The 19780-nt window shown below is 68.1% G+C and carries 15 protein-coding genes; 4 read left to right on the top strand and 11 right to left on the bottom strand.

Features of this window, described 5'->3' with window-relative positions; translation table 11 throughout:
- Position 1 precedes the first annotated feature (1 nt).
- From AB4Z47_RS20195 to AB4Z47_RS20175, 5 genes are read right to left on the bottom strand one after another with little or no spacing between them, the layout of a single operon-like run.
- Positions 2-922, bottom strand: coding sequence for a nucleoside-diphosphate kinase (locus AB4Z47_RS20195; RefSeq protein WP_441952857.1), 921 nt, complete (start codon positions 920-922; stop codon positions 2-4).
- Positions 919-2010: an SDR family oxidoreductase gene (locus AB4Z47_RS20190; protein ID WP_441952856.1), complete on the bottom strand. Its 1092-nt coding sequence runs from the start codon at positions 2008-2010 to the stop codon at positions 919-921. The genes AB4Z47_RS20195 and AB4Z47_RS20190 overlap by 4 nt, the downstream gene beginning before the upstream one ends.
- On the bottom strand, positions 2007-2270 hold the full coding sequence (locus AB4Z47_RS20185) for an acyl carrier protein (RefSeq protein WP_441952855.1): 264 nt from the start codon (positions 2268-2270) through the stop codon (positions 2007-2009). Before AB4Z47_RS20185 ends, AB4Z47_RS20190 begins: the two co-directional genes overlap by 4 nt.
- Positions 2267-5824, bottom strand: a complete 3558-nt coding sequence (locus AB4Z47_RS20180) for an AMP-binding protein (RefSeq protein WP_441952854.1) — start codon at positions 5822-5824, stop codon at positions 2267-2269. Before AB4Z47_RS20180 ends, AB4Z47_RS20185 begins: the two co-directional genes overlap by 4 nt.
- A complete protein-coding gene (locus AB4Z47_RS20175; protein ID WP_441952853.1) occupies positions 5814-8510 on the bottom strand; it encodes a phosphoenolpyruvate synthase in 2697 nt (898 codons plus the stop codon). The genes AB4Z47_RS20180 and AB4Z47_RS20175 overlap by 11 nt, the downstream gene beginning before the upstream one ends.
- Positions 8511-8724: 214 nt before the next feature.
- On the opposite strand from AB4Z47_RS20175, the gene AB4Z47_RS20170 reads away from it, so the two are divergent.
- From AB4Z47_RS20170 to AB4Z47_RS20155, 4 genes are all read left to right on the top strand, one after another.
- Positions 8725-9429, top strand: a complete 705-nt coding sequence (locus AB4Z47_RS20170) for an ESX secretion-associated protein EspG (protein ID WP_441952852.1) — start codon at positions 8725-8727, stop codon at positions 9427-9429.
- Positions 9430-9523: 94 nt separating this feature from the next.
- Positions 9524-9898 carry a hypothetical protein gene (locus AB4Z47_RS20165; RefSeq protein WP_441952851.1) on the top strand — a complete coding sequence of 125 codons (375 nt, stop codon included), beginning with the start codon at positions 9524-9526 and terminating at the stop codon, positions 9896-9898.
- Entirely contained in the window at positions 9895-10962 is a 1068-nt protein-coding gene (locus AB4Z47_RS20160; protein WP_441952849.1) for a hypothetical protein, read from the top strand. The genes AB4Z47_RS20165 and AB4Z47_RS20160 overlap by 4 nt, the downstream gene beginning before the upstream one ends.
- 129 nt (positions 10963-11091) lie before the next feature.
- Positions 11092-13098, top strand: coding sequence for a polyprenyl synthetase family protein (locus AB4Z47_RS20155; protein ID WP_441952847.1), 2007 nt, complete (start codon positions 11092-11094; stop codon positions 13096-13098).
- Between the two features lie 56 nt (positions 13099-13154).
- On the opposite strand, the gene AB4Z47_RS20150 is transcribed toward AB4Z47_RS20155, so the two are convergent.
- From AB4Z47_RS20150 to obgE, 6 genes are all read right to left on the bottom strand, one after another.
- On the bottom strand, positions 13155-13973 hold the full coding sequence (locus AB4Z47_RS20150) for an ABC transporter permease (RefSeq protein WP_441952845.1): 819 nt from the start codon (positions 13971-13973) through the stop codon (positions 13155-13157).
- Positions 13970-14575, bottom strand: a complete 606-nt coding sequence (locus tag AB4Z47_RS20145) for an ABC transporter ATP-binding protein (RefSeq protein ID WP_441952843.1) — start codon at positions 14573-14575, stop codon at positions 13970-13972. The genes AB4Z47_RS20150 and AB4Z47_RS20145 overlap by 4 nt, the downstream gene beginning before the upstream one ends.
- 626 nt (positions 14576-15201) lie before the next feature.
- Entirely contained in the window at positions 15202-15990 is a 789-nt protein-coding gene (locus AB4Z47_RS20140) for an oxidoreductase (RefSeq protein WP_441952841.1), read from the bottom strand.
- A gap of 71 nt (positions 15991-16061) precedes the next feature.
- A complete protein-coding gene (locus AB4Z47_RS20135; protein ID WP_441952839.1) occupies positions 16062-16637 on the bottom strand; it encodes a TetR/AcrR family transcriptional regulator in 576 nt (191 codons plus the stop codon).
- Between the two features lie 357 nt (positions 16638-16994).
- Complete coding sequence (gene proB / locus AB4Z47_RS20130; protein ID WP_441952888.1) at positions 16995-18095, bottom strand: glutamate 5-kinase; 1101 nt, start codon at positions 18093-18095, stop codon at positions 16995-16997.
- Positions 18096-18279: 184 nt separating this feature from the next.
- On the bottom strand, positions 18280-19734 hold the full coding sequence (obgE, locus tag AB4Z47_RS20125) for a GTPase ObgE (protein ID WP_441952837.1): 1455 nt from the start codon (positions 19732-19734) through the stop codon (positions 18280-18282).
- Between the last annotated feature and the right edge of the window lie 46 nt (positions 19735-19780).

Below are 19780 nucleotides of genomic sequence, written 5' to 3'. Positions count from 1 at the left end.
TTCACAGTCGTGCCTCCAACCATTCTTGCGTCGACACCGGCCGCAGCGTCTGCGGCTGCGTACCGGTCCGCATGGGAAGTACGTAGGACCCGAGCACGATCACCGACCACGGGTCGAGCTCTCGACCCTCGGCCCACGCGGCGTCCAGCAGGCGCGCGCAGTCCGCGTCCGCCGCCGGATCGAACTCGGCCGGGACCGATACCCCGGCCCGCTCGAGATCACGCAGGATGCGCTCCAGTGCGTCGGCGCGGTCGAAACTGCGGGCGGGTGTGTGTGCGTAAAGGTCTCGGGCGATCGTGACGGCGTCGGACGCACGGTCGGCGCCGGTCGTGATCTGCGCGAGCACCGTCGCCCTGTTTCGCTCGTCGAGGTAGATGGAGAGTTCCCGCAGCACGTCGGCGGGATCGTCGGGCGAGTGCACCAGGTTCAGCAGGTAGCTGTGGCGGCCGAGCAGGTAACGCAGTTCGCCCGGCGTGCGCTTGCGTGGGTCGGTCGGGCCCTTCGCCTCGGTGAGCCGGACCGGGATCGGCAGGTCGCCGTCCGCACCCCGCACCACCAGCACCAGCACGTCCGCGATGCGAACGAGCAGATCGGCCAGGCGCCTGCGCTCGGGCGAGGCGATGTTCCAGCCGAAGTACCACAATGCGCGGGCCAGGTGCCGGTCCACCGGGACGCGGCGGGCCGCCACGACCCGGAACCCGTTGTCCCCCAGCCACTCCAGGGTGGGCTCGACCGCCCTTGCGACGACCGCGTCCGGCTTGAGCAGCAACAGGGAGTGCTCCCTGGCGAACTTCCCCGCATCGATGCCGAGACGATCGAGCTGATCGACGGTCTCCTGCAGGTAGGTGTCGCCCAGGTAGGCGTCCACCTTCTCCGGCTGCGGTGTCAGCGCGGCGAGCAGCTCGCGCAGCGGAGCGTTCACCGGCCTGCTCCGCCGAGGTCGTTGCCCGCCAGCACTTCCTCGATACTCGGGAGCGGGACACCGAGGTAGCCGGATTCCAGACAGTGGTCGAGCAGCAACCGCAGATACTCCTTGCCGGTCGGCGGGGACGGCCTGTCGATCAACACCTCGGCATGTGTGGTGTCGAAGATCAGGCGGCGCTGGAAGTAGCTGGTGTAGAGCGACCCGATCCGCCGGTAGTATTCGCGCTCGATCGCGCCGAGATCGTCCTCGCGGAAAGTCGCCGCCGGCACGAACGTCGCGACCTCGAATGACGGGTACTCGGCCAGGACATCCGAAACCTCACGCAGCGATAGCGTGTCGCGGCCGAGCGCGTGCAGCGTGCGCCCGTGTGCCGAGTCGAAATCCAAGACCGCCGCGGCCACCACGTCTGCGACGTGGTCGACCGGCGCCAGCGACAGGGTCGCGTCGTAGCGGCCGGGCAGCGAGCGCAACTTGCCCTCGACCATGAGTTTGACGACGGTGTAGAGGTTCTTGTACTCGCGGATCACGCCGGTGTCGCTCGCTCCGGTCACGATGCCGGGTCGCACGACGGCCGAGCGCACACCTTGTTCGCTCGCGGCGCGCACCAACTGCTCAGCCCGAAACTTTGCGCGCTCATAGCTGTTTCCGAACGACTGCCCCAGATCGAGTTCGCCCTCCGCGACGAGCCCGCCCCGCATGCCGCACACATACGCGGTACTGACGTGCACCAGCGGCACGTCCCACTGCCGGGCGAGGGCGATCGCGTTCGCCGCTCCACGCACGTTGAGTTCGTCGTACTCGATTTCGGAAGCGTCGAACGCCGTGGTCGCCGCGCAGTGCACGATCGTCCCCACCCGCTCGGCGAGATCGTCCCGGTCGCGGTCGGACAGACCGAAGCCGGGGGCGCGGATGTCGCCCGCGACCGACGTGCCCGCGCCGATCTCGGTGCCGTCGTTACGGACGATGCGCGCCTTGCTGTGCAGCACCGCGGCGACCGGTCTGCTCGCGGCGGCGAGCCGGGCGACCACTTCGGCGCCGACAAGTCCGGTGGCACCGGTGACCAGCACCGTGTCGCCGCCCGTCACGACGAGCCTTCCGCCACGCTGCGCCCGACCAGGGCGATCACCTCGCCCACCCGGCGGACACCGACCAGCTCCTCCGGGCGATAGCGCGGCAGGCCGAAGGCCCGCTCGAGCACCACGGTCAGCTCCATCAGCCGCAGCGAATCGAAGCCGAGGTCCTCCACGAGCCGCCGGTCGTCGCCTGCGGGCGCCCCGTGATCGGGCGCCATGGCGCGGACCAGCCCGCGTACCCGTTCGGCCACTGCGGTATCGGCGTCGGTCATGTCCGGCCTCTTTCCCGTAGATGGGGTTGCTGCCCACCCGAGGCCAGCAGGTCGCGCGCCTCGTCCAGGGGCAGATCGGTGTCGAGATAGCCCGCCATGCGCAGCCAGTCGTACCCGATCGCCAGCGTGCGCCGCCATTGCTCGCGCGAGTCGAACGAGGCGGGGAAATCGGCCGCACCTGTCGCCGGATCGGTTCCCGCGGCAACCCGACGCACCAGGGTGACGAAGTCGTCGAGCATCGCCAGACCAGCCATGGCGTCTCCGCCCGCGGCGATGATCTCCGAGAAGTGCACGCGCTGAACGGATTCCAGCCCCGCAAGCAGGTCGTCCCGGTGCGCGGCGCACGAGGGCAGGATCCGTCGCAGCGTCGCGGCGGGAGCGACGTCGGCGGGCAGCGGATGGAAACCGAAGGCGCACAACAGCACCCGCACCGCCATCGCGACCAACCGATGCGCCGCGATGTCGGCGACCGCGCTCTGGGTGTTCTTCACCGCGCCCGCCAGATCCTCGCGCGCGTTCTCCAGCACGATATTCGACCACACCAGATTCAGCGCGCATTCGGTGAAGCGCCGTGCGGGCAGCGGCGAGAGCGTGGCGACCGCGTCCGCACGAGCCGCGCCCGCCACTCCGAGCACGGGCGCGATCATCGAGGGCACCGGGGTATAGGGCCGCAGCGGTGCGCACATCGCGAGCGCCGGCGTGATGCGCTCTCCCCCGCGCCACTGCAATCCGACCAGTCCGAGCCGGAGGAACTCGGCCAGCTCGACGGAGATGTCGCGATGCGCGCGCGCCAGCACGTCGGCAAGCGAGTGGCCGAACACCACCGACCGCCATGCTCGGGCGCCGCTGTCGGATAGCGCGAAGACGTCGCTGTCGCCGCGCAAGACGTGGATGCGCGGGCCGATCGTCCAGGTGGTGACGCCGGGGACCCTGGCGAACAGGATTCGCTGTGGATCGTCGACCGGTTCCGCTACGCCGAGGTCCGCGGCCAGCTCCAGCAGCTGTTCCCAGGCGCCGGCTTCGGACAGGGCGGTCGCGGTGCCGAGGACGCTGGGCGGGGTGCCGCCGACGGTGCGTGCCTCATCGTCACCCGCCCATGCCGCCGGGGCGCTCAGGTCGCGGTAACGGTCGATCAGGTCGCCGCCGCCGATCCGGTCCAGCTGCTGGGGTAGCCACTTGGTTTCCAGATAGGTTTCGCCGCGGCGGGCCGCCCACCCCTTCATCGCCTGGAGCAGCCCGTCGCGTGCCCAGCCGATGGCCTCGTCGCGGGCCTTCAGGGTGCGCAACGCGGCGGCGTAGCGCAGGGCGTGGAACGCACGACGGCGCCACCAGTCCGCGATGATGCCCGTGCAGACGGGATGCGGTAGCAGAGCACGCAACTCGGTGACGTCCGGAGCATTCGGCGCAGTGCGCACCACGCTGGCGCGCAAAAACCGTTGGCAGCGATTGAGCACATCCTCGTCGAGTTCACCGGGGGTCGCGGCGTGCGCTACCAGCTCGAGCCGACGGCACAGCTGCGCCACCGAGCTGGTGCGGATCTCCACACGGCGGCCGTCGACGAACAGCACCGTCGGCAAGGTCGGCAGTTCCTCGTCGCCGGGCGCCAGGACCAGAAAGTCCACGTCGGAGCCCTCGTTGCCGAAACCCTCGGCGAGCGAGCCCTCGAACAGGATGGTCGAGTTCGCCGGGACCTCGACGCTGTCCATGGCGTGGTCGAGCAGCATGGCCACTCGGTCGGCGGGCAACGTCGGTTTCGGTGTGCTGTCCGCGACGCCGGGACCGACAACAGGTGCGTTCTCGTCGCCCGACGCGTTCACCTCGCCCACGCCACCGGAGTGCGCGTCCACCGTGCCAGCCGCCACACTGCCATCGGACGTGTGCACCGCCGCTCCCGCCAGTTCGCCGTCACGGAACTGCTGCCACATATACCTCCGGCGCGGCTTGCCGCTGGAGGTACGCCGGATGATGCCGCGCGGTCCGGTGACGATGGTCACCGTCTGCGCGGGCCCGAGTTCGCCGCGAATGATTCCGCGCGCTCCCGCGATCCACTCCCCAGGCCCGGACTCCGCGAACAGCACGATGCCCTGCGAGCCGGGATCGGTGATCGCGACGGCCGCGAGCTTGCCCTTGGTGATCCCGGTTTCCGCGGCAACCCGCGATTCGATGTCCTCCATGAAGACCGAGCGTCCGCGCACTTTGAGGCTCGACCCCATCCGCCCGAGCACGAAAACCTCACCGCGGTGCAGGAATCCGGCGTCCCCGCTGTAGAGCGCGCCGTCGTCGATCCGGGTCGAGGCGGTGGCCGAATCATCGGAGTAGCCGAGGGCCACCGAATCACCGACCACCACCATCTCACCGAGCACCCCTTCGGGCAGCTCCCGCCCCTCCTCGTCCACAACCCGCACCGTCGATTCGGGCGTCGAATAGCCGAGCCCGGTGATCCAACCCGCACCCTCGACGCGGTGGGTGTCGTCGAGCAGCTCCTCGTCGAGGATGCGCACCGGCTCGCCGAACCGCAGGCTCGGGTTGTCGATCCGCAGCGCGGTGATCGGCCGGTTGCGTGCCGACGAGGTCACCATCAGCGTCGCCTCGGCAAGGCCGTAGGCCAGTGTGTAGGCGTTCGTCGAAAAGCCTTGACTTCCAGCTAGATTCGCAAATGACTGCAGATCGGCCACTGCAACCGGATCGGACCCGACGGCGAGGGTGCGCCAGCCGGACAAGTCGAGGTCGGCGATTTCCGCTCGGCCCACCCGATGCGCGACGTAGCCGAGCGCGAACGATGGCGAGGACGAATGTTGAGCATGCGCCATGGCGCGCAACCACCGCACCGGATCACGGACGAACTGATCGGGGCGCATCAGATACAGCTCGGCTTGATTTGTCACGAAGGTCAGGAACGCGCCGACCAAGCCCATGTCGTGGTAGAGCGGCAACCAGGAGACCCCTGCCTCGCCGTCCCGCCAGTCGATCAGCGCCGAGATCATGGCGATGTTGTTCGCCAGGTTGTGCCAGCTGACCCGCACCCCGCGCGGCGCGCCGGTAGAGCCGGAGGTGAATTGGAGCAGCGCGCACTCGCCGGGTTCGCCGAACTCGCGCGCCTCAGGTGGCGCGGGCAGCGTCGCCGCATCGAGCACGAGCGGTTCGTCGGTGCGCCCCGCCGCCTCGGCCGCCTGCCGCACCAGCTGCTCGAACTCCGGGGAGGTCACCACCAGCCGGGGGCTCGCCGCGGTCAGGATCGCCGCGATGTGGGCGACGATCTGGGCCAGGTCACCGAACATCGGCGGTGCGACTGGCGTGCAGACACCGCCACAGGCCCACACGGCGTAGAACGCGGCAACACAGGGGAAGCCGGTCGGCATGATCACGCAGGCGCCGTCACCGCTGGTCATTCCGCGCGCGCGCATCAGCTCGGCGATGGACCAGGTCTGCTCGGCAAGTTCGGCGTAGCTGCGGAACTCCCACCCGTCTGTCTCGTCGGCCAGGTGGATACCGGTGGTTCTCGCTGGCTCAGCCAGCCAATGTCGTACTGCCGCAACGTCTTTGTCACTGAGCATCGGGGTGGTCTCCTTCGGACAGCACAGTAACCGTTCCATTGGTGCCGTCCACCCGGATTTTCGTGCTGGTCCGTATCTTTTTGGTGACGTCCTTGACCTGGACCACCGTCGGAACGCCCAGTTCCCGCGCCACAATAGCCACATGAGTGAGTGGGCTGCCGCGCTCGATCACCAACGCCGCGGCCGAGGGGAGTGCGGCCACCCATCCGGGATCGGTGCGGTAGGCCACCAGGATTCCGCCCGCGACGTCGCGTGGCTCGTCGACCACCACGGCTGTTCCCTCGGCGACGCCCGCGCCCGAGGGCGTGCCCGTAAGTACCGTTCCCGCTTCGGCCGCCGGGGTGTCGGTGATCGGAACCCACCCCTGGCTCGCCAGTTCCGCGCGACCGAAGGTCGAGCCGACCGTAACGAACCGCGCCGGGGCAGCCAGCCCGGAATCCTTGATGCGCTGCGCCTTCCGCGCCGCTACCAGCCCGCGCAGACCGTTGGTCTCGGCCCCCTCGTAGCTGGCGCGCAGCTCCTGCACGGTCAGGTGGAACACGTCGGAGAACTCGTCGATCACGCCGCGCTCGACCAGGTCCCTGCCCATCACGCGGATCATCCTCTTGACCATACCGAAGGCTCTCGTACGGCAGAACCGCAGCCGCTCGCGGTGCGCGGCGCAGCGGGAAACCTTGCTACGCAACCGTTCATAGATCCGGCGGCGGATACCACCCAGGTGCGCGTCGAGGTACGCCTCGACGTCGTCTCCGCGTCCGAGCGGTGCGTCCGGAAGGGCGCTGCGCAGCATGACGAACAGGCTCGCCGGATCCTCGCGCAGATCAGGTGTTTCGAGTTTGAGTTCGTCGAGGCTGCGGTAGCCGTAGCGGTCGATGTACTCGTCGACCCGTGTACGGAATTCCGGATGAGCGGCCAACGCGGGGTAAATCCGTTCCGGCTTCGTCGAATTCACCAATATGGTCAGGTCCGGATCGGCGCGCACCAGCTCGGCCATCGCTTGCATCGCACGCGCCGGTTCGGCCGATTCGACGTCGGCGCCCGGCCCGACCACGGCGTAGCGGAACCACTCCGGCGCTTTCGGCAGGAATAGCCTGGTCAGCAGGTACATCAATCCGGTGCAGGTCAGCAGGATCGCATCCAGCACCATCAGCGGACCCCAGCGTTCGACCAGTTCCCGGTCCACCCTGCGGTAGGCGGCATACGCCTGCTCGCCGGAGAGCGCGGCGTAGTCCAGGGTGTCGTACTCGTCGTAGACGCGGTAGAAGTCGGTCATGAACCGCTCGACCATCACGTCGATGCCGAACAGTCTGCGCAGATAGGTCGCGGTGGTGACCGCACGGGATCGCGCCTTGGCAAACCGAGAGCGGAAAGTGAATGGGCGCAACGACTTCGCGATGCCATCGGCGAGCGGCTCGTCTACCCCGAGCGCGGCCTCGAGCACTTTGCGGTTGAGTGGGTAGCCGGGAGCAATGCCCACCATCCGGTACCAGTGCAGCAGGTTGTAGTAGACGCGACCGTGAAAATAGCCCAGCAGCACCGAAGTCCAGTCCTCGGTTTGACGCAGCTGCTCGCGTGGCACCCGCAGCGATTTCGCGTAGCCGTGGTACACCCGACCGTAGATGTCGGCGGCGGTCGTGTAGGTCAGCGGGGAGGTTACCCCGCTGAAACTCTCGATGATGTTGGAGTTGTCCCAGATTCGCTGCTCGTCGTCGGCGATGTCCTCACCGGCCCCGCGAAGTATCGCACCGTCCGGCACGACGACCACGGTGGTGATCGGCCGGGATTGCAGCAACCACAGGCCGCCCTCGTCGATCGCCCACTCGATGTCCTGGGGCGCGCCGAAGGCATCCTCCACCCTGCGGCCCAGCGCCATCACCTCGGCGATTTCGGCCTCGGACAGCGTCGGCTCGCCCCGCCGTGACCTGTCGACCTCGGTGAGCACGAGGCCCTGCCCGTCCGCCGACGCGTAGCACCGGTCCTTGTCCCCTACCACTGTCTCCAGGACCGCGCCGGAGGATTTGTCGACCACCACCGAGTCGGCGTCCACCGCGCCGGAGACAAGTCCCTCGCCGAGCCCGTAGACCGCGCTGATCACGAGTTCGTCGGACGCACCGCTGATCGGGTTCGCGGTGAACGCGACACCGCTCGCCCGCGCCGCGATCAACCGTTGCAGCACAACGGCGGTCGCGACCGCCCTCGGCTTCCCGTCGGCGAAGGCATACCGGACCGACCGCTCGGAGAAGGCCGAGGCCCAGCAGTCCCGCACCCGGTCGAGCACCGCGTCCAGACCGTGGACGTTCAAGAATGTGTCGAATTGGCCCGCGTAAGAGTGTTCGGCGCCGTCCTCGGCGGCCACGGAGGAACGCACCGCGATCGATCCCCCGCCGAGCCGGTCGTATGCCTCGGCGATCAGGGCACGAATCTCGGGTGGAAGGGGCGTCGCGCCGATCACCGCGCGCATCGCCGCGGCCGCGGTGAGCGCCGCGTCGAGATCCGTAGCGGAAGTGACGTCGGTCACGTCCGCCGCAGAGGATGTGGCGAGGAACCGGGCACAGACGTCCGTGCCGAGCACGGTCCAGTCGGGAACTCGGAACCCACCCCGATGCAAGCGGTACAGCCCTCGGGCCTTCCCGCCGCCAAAGGCGGATATCGCCGCGGTATCGCTCCACGATCCGAGAACCTGCACGCCGCACTCCCATCACCCCGATACCGTTGCGAGCACAGCGCTCCGGCACGATCGAGCCGAGCAAAGGCAGAGGGGGTCGTTTGTTGTATATCCGATAATCCGCTGTCGTGTTAGCCCATAGTCCTGGGTCCCCATGTGCGACAGGGCTGATCCGCCCTGCGGACCGCTAGGCTACGAGCAGCATTGGCGGGTTCGGTGAGGATGTGATTCGGCCGTGGATTGGACCTTCACTCCGGACGAGTTCGCCCACATCTGGCGCGAAACCAGCCTGGATCGCCACCCGTATCCGCTGCGCATCCTGGAAACACCACGGACCGAAGACCAGGCCGAGAAGCTGCGGATCGTACTCGCCGAGCGGATGCCGCTCGGCTCCGACCCGGATCTGTCTGCCTGCCTTCGCATTCTGGCGAAGCCGCACACCAGGATCGTGGCGATCGGCGGCGCACACGAGCCGGGCAGTGAACTGCGACTGCTGGCCGCGACGATCTACGATCGCGCTGTGCTCGCGGTGCAGCAGCCCGGCGCGACGCCGGATTTCGGTGGCCGCGTTCGTGTTTCGATCGGACACAGCGGCAAACTGGGGACGCGGATCGCGGCGCTGCTTCCGAAAACCCCACCGGGCACGCAGCCTGCCCGAGTCGCGCCGGCAGACGCGGTCCGCGACGAGGAGATCGTGCGGGCGCGGCAACCGGCCGGGCCGCGGATCCGCAGGCTGCTCCTCGCGCCGCACACCGCAGAGGGATACATCCGGATCGAGCCGCGGCTGGACCGTCCGATTCCGCCGCCGCCGATCCACTACACGTGGATCGATGTGCGGAATGATGGGCGCTACCTGATCAAGGCGGGCGACGAAGTGCGCATCACCCCCGCCTCGTCTGAACAGATCGCCGCACAACTGCAAAAACGCGTTCCGGCATAGGCTGTCTCGTCCCGTTGCACCGGCCGGCCATTGCTGACCCGGCACTCGGCTTCCGGTTAGTCTGAGTCGGACCGACCGATCTCAGGGGTGAGCGATGACGATCGAGACCAGCCGAGCCGATATCGCCCGATTCAAGGAAGCAGCGCAGGCAGGGAGCGTCCAGTTCGATCCAGCGGCGGCGCGACAGTGCGCCGAACAATACGACCGGCAGGCCGATCGGCTGATCCACCTCAAACTGCGCCTCGAATCCGCCTCGGATCTGGGTGGATTCGGCGGATTCGACTCCGCTCGGCAGCTGCAGGCAGGTTTCGGTCACAAGGCGCGCGACGCCGCGGCACTGCTCGATCACTACATCGAAGCCGCCTATCGAATGAAGGAGGCGTTCCTGATCAGCGGCGGACTGCTCGAGGAGGCCGACGCAGCGAACGCCGACGCCCTGCGCGCCCTCGAATCGAGGTTGCCCCGATGACCGGCTCGGACCCCGCCTACATCAGTGCGATGGAGCACTTCGAGTCGATGCGGCACGAGGAGATCTACGCGAAGGCACAGGAGATCGACGCCGCCCAGGTGCTGCGCGCCTCGGCGATCTGGCTGGAGGTGGCCGGGACGCTCACCACCTCGTTCCCGCTCACCCGGGGCAGTGTGGACCGCGTGCTGAACTCGACGGAGTGGAAGGGCGCCACCGCCGATGCCGCGTATGCCAGCGCACGCAGCTTCGCCGCGTCCGTAGACGAGCTGGCCGCGGTCATGGGCCAGGTCGGCGCCCGGCTCGGCGGCGTCGCCGCGGCCGCGGAGGCAGTGAAGCTCGCGGTGGCGCCACCCGGCAACTCCGGACCGATCGGCACCGTGGCGAAGCTCCTGGAGGCCGCGCACGTCATCAACGCGCAGACCGCCCAGGAAACGCTGCGGCAGGAGGCCGTGCTCGCGATGAACATGGTCTACAAGCCCGCTTACACCCTGGCGGGCACGTCGGTGCCCGCCCTGCCCACGCCGCCGCAGGCGCCCGCTCCGAACTCTCAGTTCGCACCACAGGCCGTTTCACCCGCGGAGCCAGGCTATTCGACGCCCGCCCACGTGCGCCCGTACGGCGACCACTCGACGCCGAACACACCACAACCCGCGCCCTCCGCGCCGGAATCCCAAGCACCGGCGCAGACTCCGGCACCGCCGACTCAGCAGACGCCCGATTCGCAGCCGACGCCGTCAACGCAACAGGCTCCGCCGACTCAGCAGGCGCCCTCACACCCGCAGGAACCGTCCACGCTCCCCGGGCCGCCGACTCAGCAGGCACCGTTACCCGCACCCCCAACACAACAGACGCCGTCCCCCGAACCCGCACCCCCGACGCAGCAGACACTTCCGACTCCCCCAGCCGCACCACAGATCCCGCAGCCCGCACCGCCGATTCCCGGCCCCCCCGGGCCTCCGGTACAACTGCCCGATCCAGGCGGCCAACCGGGCGTCACCGGCCCGGTGCAGGAACACCCCGAGCAGGTACCCACGACCAACCAGCCCGGCGTCGTCCCGTACTGACGTCGAGTGCCGGGTGCCACCGAACACCGAAATTCGCTGATATCAACATCTTCCGGGTGATGGTGGTGTCAAATTGCCATTGATCGGCGGCGTTGTAGATGACCGCTGTAACCAGTCAGGAGTGCCCGCGTGCCACGTGAAATCGATTCGGCTGTCTTCCCGCACCTGGAGGCGGACCTCGACCGCGTCCGTGACCTCCTCGGCCCCGTGCAGCTGGAGGGCAGGCCCGAACTGGCCGCACTTACCGACGAAGGGCCTGACACCTCTCGCCGCCTGGTCCGCCCCACCTTGACGTTGCTGTCGTACTACCTGCTCACCGATCCCACGGTCCCGGCCGACGACCGGGCGGTGCGCGCCGCCGCTGCCGTGGAGTTGCTGCATCTGGGTTCGCTCTACCACGACGACGTCGTCGATCACGCCTACCAGCGTCGCGGCCGTCCCAGTGCCAACGTGGTGTGGGGATCGCATATGGCCGTATTGGGTGGGGACTCCGTGATACTCACGAGCGTGCGCATGCTGGCCGAACTCGGCCAACGAGAAGTTCTCGCGGGGGCGATCGCGGGCGAGCAGATGTGCGCGGGCATGGTGACCGAGGCCGCCGACCAGTATGTGGCCTCCCGCAGCGAGCAGTCCTACTTGGACGCGATCGACGGCAAGACCGCGGCGGTGCTGTCGCTGGCATGCCGGGTGGGTGCGATGCAGGCCGGCCGCTCCGAGGCTGAGGAAGAGGCGTTGGCCGGGTTCGGTCGACAGTTCGGACTGGCCTACCAACTGTATGACGACATCCTCGACCTGACCTCGACCGCCGAAGAAACGGGTAAACCGGTCAACGCGGATCTGCCCGAGGGCATCTACACCCTTCCCGTGATCCGCGCCGCTGCCCGCGACCAGGACCTTGCCAACATGCTGTGCAGAACAATGACTCGTGAGCAAGCCGCGCATGCCCACGAGCTCGTCATCGCCTCCGGCGCCGTGGACGAAGCACAAGCAAAGGCCGATGAATTCATGGACCAGGCCGCCGGTCAGCTCGCCGCTCTGGCCGCTGACCCGCGCGCCCGCCACGCGATCACCGCCTACACCCGGTCCATGCTCGACCGACGAACTCCTGGCCCCGCGGTCCACCGGCCCTCGACACAGCCATCCAGGGCTCACAGCGACGCGCTCTCACCGCAGCTCGCGCAATGGCTGAAAAGCTGGCTGTTGGACACCGGCCTTGCCCTCACGCCGGCCGAGGCCGACTACCACCGGTGGACAGGAGCGATCCGGATCCCGCGACACTGGACCCCAGCAGCGGACGCGGACGTTGAACAGAACTCCTACCGCATGGCCGTGCTACTCCTCGCGTGGGACGACCTGTTCGAGGATCCGCAGCTGACCGACCCGGCAACCGTGACCGCGCTGAGGCGTGGCATGGTGGCAACACTGCGCCAGGACCCGGAGAAACCGTGGCGGCCCGGCGCGATCCCGACGTCGTGGGCGAGTGTGTGGCCGCGGCTGCGCGAGGGCCGCAGCACCCGCTGGCAGGAGCAGTTCCTCGACGGCCTCGAGGCGTGGTGCGAAGCCTGTGAACGCGAAGCCCACCATCGCATCAACGGCTACATCCCGCCCACAGCCGACTACCTGCCGCTGCGGATGTCGACCAGTGGGATCGAAACCGCCCTCGCCTGCATGGAGGTGCACCAGAACCGGGAACTGCCGCCGAAGCTGCGCAACCACCCCGTGATCCGCCGTCTCGAGGAACTCGCCTTCTGGGTGACCTTCGTGGAGAACGACCTGGTGGGGTTGGAGCAGGACGAGGCAGACCAAGTCCCCTACAACCTTGTCCGGGCGGTCCGGCACGAGACCGGCTGCACCCGCGGCGAAGCCATCGAGCAGCTGCAGCGCCAGGTGGCAGAACAACGCGCCCAGCTCGAGGCGCTGCTCCGCTACCTCCCCGCGCTCCTGCGCGTGCTTCCCGGCCTGTCGGGCCAGGGGAAGCACTACGCGGAGGTATACCGAAACATGGCGAGCGTGGGGCTCTGGGCGCGCGAGAGCGATCGGTACGAGCAAACCTCCGCTTCCGCAGCGCCGGACTTGGAACGCTTGCGCCGTGAGATCTACTACCCAGCGGACGAACCGGCTCCTTCCGCGCTGTAAGCCCCCGCAGAGTGTGTCCCGCGCGATCTACCGTGGTGGTCGCGCGGGACACACCCTCAGCGCTTCGCCGGCTGTCCGGACCTCGCCGGTCCGGGGATGCGGATCCATCTCGTGGGTCGAAGCGACGAGCGGGTGCGCAGATGGAACGCGGCCAGTCCGATGAGGGCGCTCGCGGTGAACCAGGCCAGTTGCACGGCGAAACCCCCATATGGCGTGGTGTCGGAGAAACCGGCCGCGGTCGAAGCCTGCATCGCCCCGTAGGAGGGCAGCCAGCGCACGAATCCGCTGTCCGCCCCGACGCTGGCGATGGGGTTCTGCACGGCCATGTCGAAACAGCTGATCATCGCGATGGCGAACATCCCCTCCACCTCCCGGCGCAGCAGCGCGCCGAGCGCGACACCCAGCGCCCCGTAGGTCATCGCCACGCAGAAAAGCGCCGCAGCGAGCAGAACAGGCTGCCGGGGCGACCAGTAACAGCAGATGACAGCGGTGGCGTACACGCACACCACCACCGAGGCCACCACCAGACAGGCAATCTTCGCCAGAGCCAGCGCCACTCGGGGATACCCGGCCATCGACAGACGCCTGTCGAATGCTCCACTGCTGAAAGTCGCCGCGAACATCATGAACCCGATGATCAGTGAAACCGCCATCAGGGCTCCGCTGATCTGAGCGAGCTGATTGCCGTTGGCGCGCAGAACGAGACCGGTGTCTCGAAGCCGGAACGGTACCTCGACGTCGATGATGGCCACGTGCACCAGAGTGATCAATATAGGGACGAAGACCGCCACCAACACCATGGCGAACCGGTTACGAGCATGCTCGACGAGACCGTAGCGCGTGGCGATCACGAACAGCCGCACACCCTCGCTCATCCGGCCATCTCCTGTCTGCTGTGTAGGACGCCGTCGTACAACCGCCACACCTCATCGAGCTTGTCGGTGTCGTGGGCCAGATGCGAGACGACCAGAACCGACCGGCCGGTGTCACGGAACTCCGCGACCAGATCCCAGAAACGCAGATAGGTTTCCCAGTCGAAACCCTGGTACGGCTCATCGAGCAGCAGAACCTGCGGATCGTGCATCACCGCCAACGTCAGGTTCAGCTTCTGCCGCGTGCCCCCACTCAGCGCCGCGACCCGCTCACCGGCGTACTCGGAGAAACGCAAGATCTCCATGGTCTCCTCGGCCCGCAGCAAGTCCGGGATCGCATAGGCCGCGGCGAAGAAGTCCAGGTGCTGACGAACCGTGAACGCGTCGTTCAGGACCACCTGCTGCGGGCAGTAACCGAACCGCCCACGGTGCCGGACCACCCCCCGGTCCGGTCGCAGTCCTCCGGAGAGGACCTTCAACAACGTCGACTTGCCCACCCCGTTCTCACCGACGATGCCCACCAGCGCCCCCGCAGGCAACACAAAGTCGATGCCACGCAGCACCGACCGCCTGCCATACGAGTGGTGGACGTCCTGCACTTCCATCAACACCCCTTAACCTACCGCCGGCACAGTAGCTCGGCGGCGATTCGCATGCTATCAATCAACGACGAAAACCCGTGCCGGGACGGCCGATTCGCCGCACACGCCTCCGGCGGTGCGGCAAACTCCCCGACCGTGGCGAACCGCTGCGCCGCAATATGTTGTAGATCCGGGTCGTCTCCAAGGTGTGGCGCATGTCCGCCCGCACGGCCGATAGTGCGTTGACCACGAACGTTCGCCGGATCGGGTGACACGCCCATGGGAGTCCGGCAGTCAGAGGTGGGTTCACTGTCCACGGTGATAGGTGCTGTCGAGAGTGTGGGTGGTTTGTGGCGGAGCTCGTTCGAGCGCGTCGGTTGACCGACGCGGAAGGTCCAGGGCTGCAACAGATGGTGCGCCGCGGTAAGGGTTCGGCGATCAGTATGCGCAGGGCCATGCAGGCAGCCGGTGCGGCTTCGTCGGTGACGACCAGTTGTGGGGCGTCACCCGCCGCCGCAAAGGCGGCGACCACAGCCTTGCCGCGCTGAAGTCGATCCGCGCCGCGCGACCCGACGGTGAACCGATCCTGACCGGCGAACGGTCGTGGTCAACACGCCGGCCCGGGCGATGTCCTGATGCAGGGTGCCAGATCAGCTCGTCTTGATTGTCCCGCCGTCGATGACGAGGTCGGCTCCGACGATGTTGGCAGCCTTGCCCGAGACCAGGAACGTCACGAGGGACGCGACCTCTTCCGGTTCGGAGATTCGGCGCGAGGCGATGCCGAACTGCTCCGGCAGCGCCGCCAGCAACTGCTCGTGCGAGATGCCCTGTGCAGCAGCGATCTTCGCGCCCACCCATTCGGAGCCGCGCCAGATCCGGGTGCCCACCACGCCGGGTGAGATCGTGTTGACGCGGACTCCCTGCGGACCGAACTCTTCGCTGAGACGCTTGCCGAAGGCGGTAAGCGCCGCCTTGGCCTCGCTGTAGCCGACCGGCCCGACGGACGGCAGGTGTGCGTTGATCGAGGAGACGTTCACGATCGCGCCGCGACGGTCGAGCAGGCTGGGCAGGGCGGCGCGGGTCGCCCAGACGGCACTGAACAGGTTGACATCCAGGAAGTGCCGCCACTGATCGTCGGTACTGTCGAGAAACCCGCCCAGCGTCAGTCGGTCGGGGTCGCCGCCACCAACGTTGTTGATCAGGATGTCGATGCCGCCGAGCTCCTCGAGCGCGGTATCCACGAGCGCAGTCGCGCCGTCTTGCGAGCTCAAGTCCACCGAAACAGTAGCCACGGCGGCCTTTTCGAGTTCGGGTGTGATGGTGCGGGCGGCGCCGACCACGCGTACGCCCGCGGCGGACAAGGTCTCGGCGACGGCCAGGCCGATGCCGCGGCTCGCTCCGGTGACGACGGCGGTCTTGCCGGTCAATTCGAGATCCATGGAGACTTCCTTTCTAGAACTGCAGGTCAAAAACACGGGCATACGAGAGCCGCCGCAACGTAGCGGATCGGTCAGAGGGCGGTCAGGGCGATGTCGATGATGCGATACAGCGCTTCGATGTCGTGGGTCTTGGCCATGATGCGCAGGCCGGCGCTGGTGTTGAGCAGGAACTCGGCCGTGGCCCGCGCATCGACGTCGGGACCGACGTCGCCGTCGCGTCGGCCCTGTTCGATCCGGGTGGCCAGCACGGCGACGATACCCTCCTCGATGCCACGCAGGACTCGGGTGATCTCCTCATCGTGGCCACCGAGCTCAGCGGACGTATTCACGACCATACAGCCACGCCGAACCGGCTGTGCGACATCGGAATCCACGGTCTCACGCAGGTACGCGCCGATACGTTCGCAGGTGCTTCCCGGCTGGAACAGCAGCCCCACGGCGCGCTCCACGCCCATCCGTCCATAGCGGGCCAATGCCTGGTCGAACAGTTGCCGTTTACTGCCGAACGTGTGGTACAGGCTGCCCTTACCGACGCCGGTAGCCTCGGCGAGTTGCGCGGGAGAGGTGCCGCCGTACCCGTGGCTCCAGAACTCCTCCATCGCGCGCTCGATGACAGTATCGGTTTCGAAGTTCCGAGGCCTGCCCATGCGAAGGACTCTATATATTGTTGACCCAAAGGTCAAGAAAACCGTTGGCTGCGGCCGTCGACTTTCCGCGTCGCTCAGCCGACGGGCTCAACCGGTTCCGGCACACGACCCCACACTCTCGACAGCAGCTACCGCCGCCGAAAGTGCCCCAGACTCCCGGCCCGCTGCCGGAACCCGGCGGCGTGTCACCCAACCCGACGAACGTTCGCGGTCAACGCTATAGCGGTGTCCAACTGTCGCGTTCGGGTTCTTGCCTGGTTATCAGCCGGGCAGAATGTGCACGCCCGGCGCGCCTACAGGAGACACCACAGCCTCGCCTCGACGGCCGCGAAAGCCGGAACCGAAGAAGCCGTGCGACTACACCTTGACCAAGTCGTCGGCGTGGATGACCGGGCGCTGCATGGTGTCCGGGAGTTCGGTCGTGGAGCGGCCGAGCATGCCCGCGAGTTCGGTGCTGTCGTATTCGACGACACCGCGGGCGACGATGCGATTGTCGGGAGCCACCAGGTCGACGACGTCGCCGCCGTAGAAACGGCCGCGCACGCCGGTGATACCCGCGGCGAGCAGCGACCGGCGCCGATCCGCCACCGCCTGCACCGCGCCGTCGTCGATGAGCAGCGCACCGCGGCTGTCGGCCGCGTGCCGGACCCAGAACTTGCGGGCGGACAGGCGAACCGGGCGCGCGGCGAAGGCGGTGCCGACGGTGCCGGTGGTCAGTGCGGTAGCGGCCGAGGAGGCAGCGGCCAGCAGGACAGGCACGCCCGCGTCGGCGGCGAGCCGTGCGGCGGACAGTTTGGACGCCATGCCACCGGTGCCGAGCGCGCCGCCACTGCCCGCGATCACGCCGTCCAGATCGGCGCTGCTGCGGACCTCGGGAATGAGGGTTGCCGCACCCTTGCGCGGGTCGCCGTCGTAGAGGCCCTCGACGTCGGACAGCAGCACGAGCGCGTCCGCGCCGACCAGGTGGGCGACCAGCGCGGCGAGCCGATCGTTGTCGCCGAAGCGGATCTCTTCCGTTGCGACAGTGTCGTTTTCGTTCACGACCGCGACCGCACCGAGGGAACGGAGCCGGTCGAGGGTGCGCTGCGCGTTGCGGTGGTGCTCGCGGCGGGCGAAGTCGTCAGCGCTCAACAGCACTTGGCCGACGGTTCGGCCGAAACGGGCGAACGACGTACCCCAGGCGTGGGCCAGCGCCAGCTGCCCGACGCTCGCGGCGGCCTGTTTGGTGGCCAGGTCGCGCGGACGGCGGCTCAGCCCCAGTGGCGCGATGCCCGCGCCGATGGCACCCGAAGACACTACGACCACATCGGAGCCCGCGCGCATCCGCGCCTCGACTGCGTCCGCGAGCCGATCGAGGCGCGCGGTATCCAGCCCGCCCTTCAGACTGGTCAGTGCGGACGAACCGATCTTCACCACCACTCGGCGCGCCGACGCGATCGCCAGCCTGGCCGCACTCAGACCCGACGCCGAATCCCCCTCGGCGGTACTCGAACTCATCTGCATCGCCACCGAACTCCCTGCACCACAATCGAATCCACGGTGGTCCCGGCGGATGCCCGGACCCGGCCCGGACCGTAGCCGATCGAACTCGGCACACGCGGCGCATACCCCCGCGCGCGGCGACTCGACCGACGTACACGTCCTACTCCTCGTCCTCTTCCACCAGCCCTCGGCGCACCCGGGACGCGTGCTTGCGCTCCGCCGCGCTCACCCGATCGGTCTGCTCCAGCCTGATGTCGGTGCCGCGACCGGTGCGCACCATATCGATGCCCGCCGAGATCTGCGGCTCCCACTCGAAGGTCACGTCGCCGATGGTCACCGGCGCACCGGGCTCGGCGCCGAGCTTCACCAGTTCGTCCTCGACGCCGAGGCGGGCGAGCCGGTCGGCCAGGTAGCCGACGGCCTCGTCGTTGTCGAACTGGGTCTGGTGCACCCAGCGTTCGGGCCGGGTGCCGCGCACGATGAAGCCGCCCGGCTCCTCAGGGTCGGCGAGCACGCTGAATCCGGTCTCGTCGACCGCGATCGGGCGAATGACCGGGCGCTTGGGCGCAGCCTTCGGATGCTGCTCGCGATATCGGCGCACCAGCTCGGCGAGGGCAAAGGTCAAGGGGCGCAGGCCGGCCCGGCTCACCGCGGAGATCTCGAACACCGGCCAACCCCGCTCGGTGAACTCCGAGGTCACCATCTCGGCGAGCTCGGCGGCGTCCGGCACGTCGATCTTGTTCAGGATCACCACGCGCGGTCGGTCGGCCAGATCACCGAGACCGGCATCGGCGCTCAGCGCGGGCTTGTAGGAGGCCAGTTCGGCTTCCAGTGCGTCCACATCCGACACCGGGTCGCGGCCCGGCTCCAAGGTGGCGCAGTCCACCACGTGGGCGAGCACCGCGCAGCGCTCCAGGTGTCGCAGGAAGTCCAGCCCCAGACCGCGGCCCTCGCTGGCACCCGGAATCAGGCCGGGCACGTCCGCGACGGTAAAGGTGGTGTCGCCGCTGGCGACCACGCCGAGGTTGGGCACCAGCGTGGTGAACGGGTAGTCCGCGATCTTCGGCTTGGCCGCCGAGAGCACCGAGACCAGCGACGATTTTCCCGCCGAGGGAAAGCCGACGAGCCCGACATCGGCGACCGACTTCAGCTCGAGCACCAGGTCGCTCTCTTCGCCGTCCTCGCCGAGCAGAGCGAAACCAGGCGCCTTGCGCGCCTTCGAGGCCAGCGCGGCGTTGCCGAGCCCGCCGCGGCCACCACGGGCCACGATGAAGCGGTTGCCCGCGCCGACCAGGTCGACCAGTACCTTGCCGTCGTTGTCGAGTACCACTGTGCCGTCGGGCACCTTCAGCACCAACTCGGTGCCCTGCTTGCCGTCGCGATTCCCGCCCTCGCCCGGCTTGCCGTTGCCTGCCTTCGCGTGCGGGTGGAAGTGGAAGTCCAACAGAGTGTGCACGTTGGAGTCGACCTCGAGGATCACGTCTCCCCCGTTGCCTCCGTTGCCGCCGTCGGGTCCACCCAGCGGCTTGAACTTCTCGCGGTGCACCGAGGAGCAGCCGTGGCCACCCGTCCCCGCACGCACATGCAGTACGACACGGTCGATGAACTTGGACATACGCCGAATCATCCTCCTTCGGGGCTGGTCGTACTTCGGGCTGGTC

This window comes from Nocardia sp. 2TAF39, assembly GCF_052114905.1.
Classification (GTDB): Bacteria; Actinomycetota; Actinomycetes; order Mycobacteriales; family Mycobacteriaceae; genus Nocardia.
The sequence above is the reverse complement of the archived record's forward strand: the minus strand, read 5'-3'. Positions and strand labels throughout refer to the sequence as shown.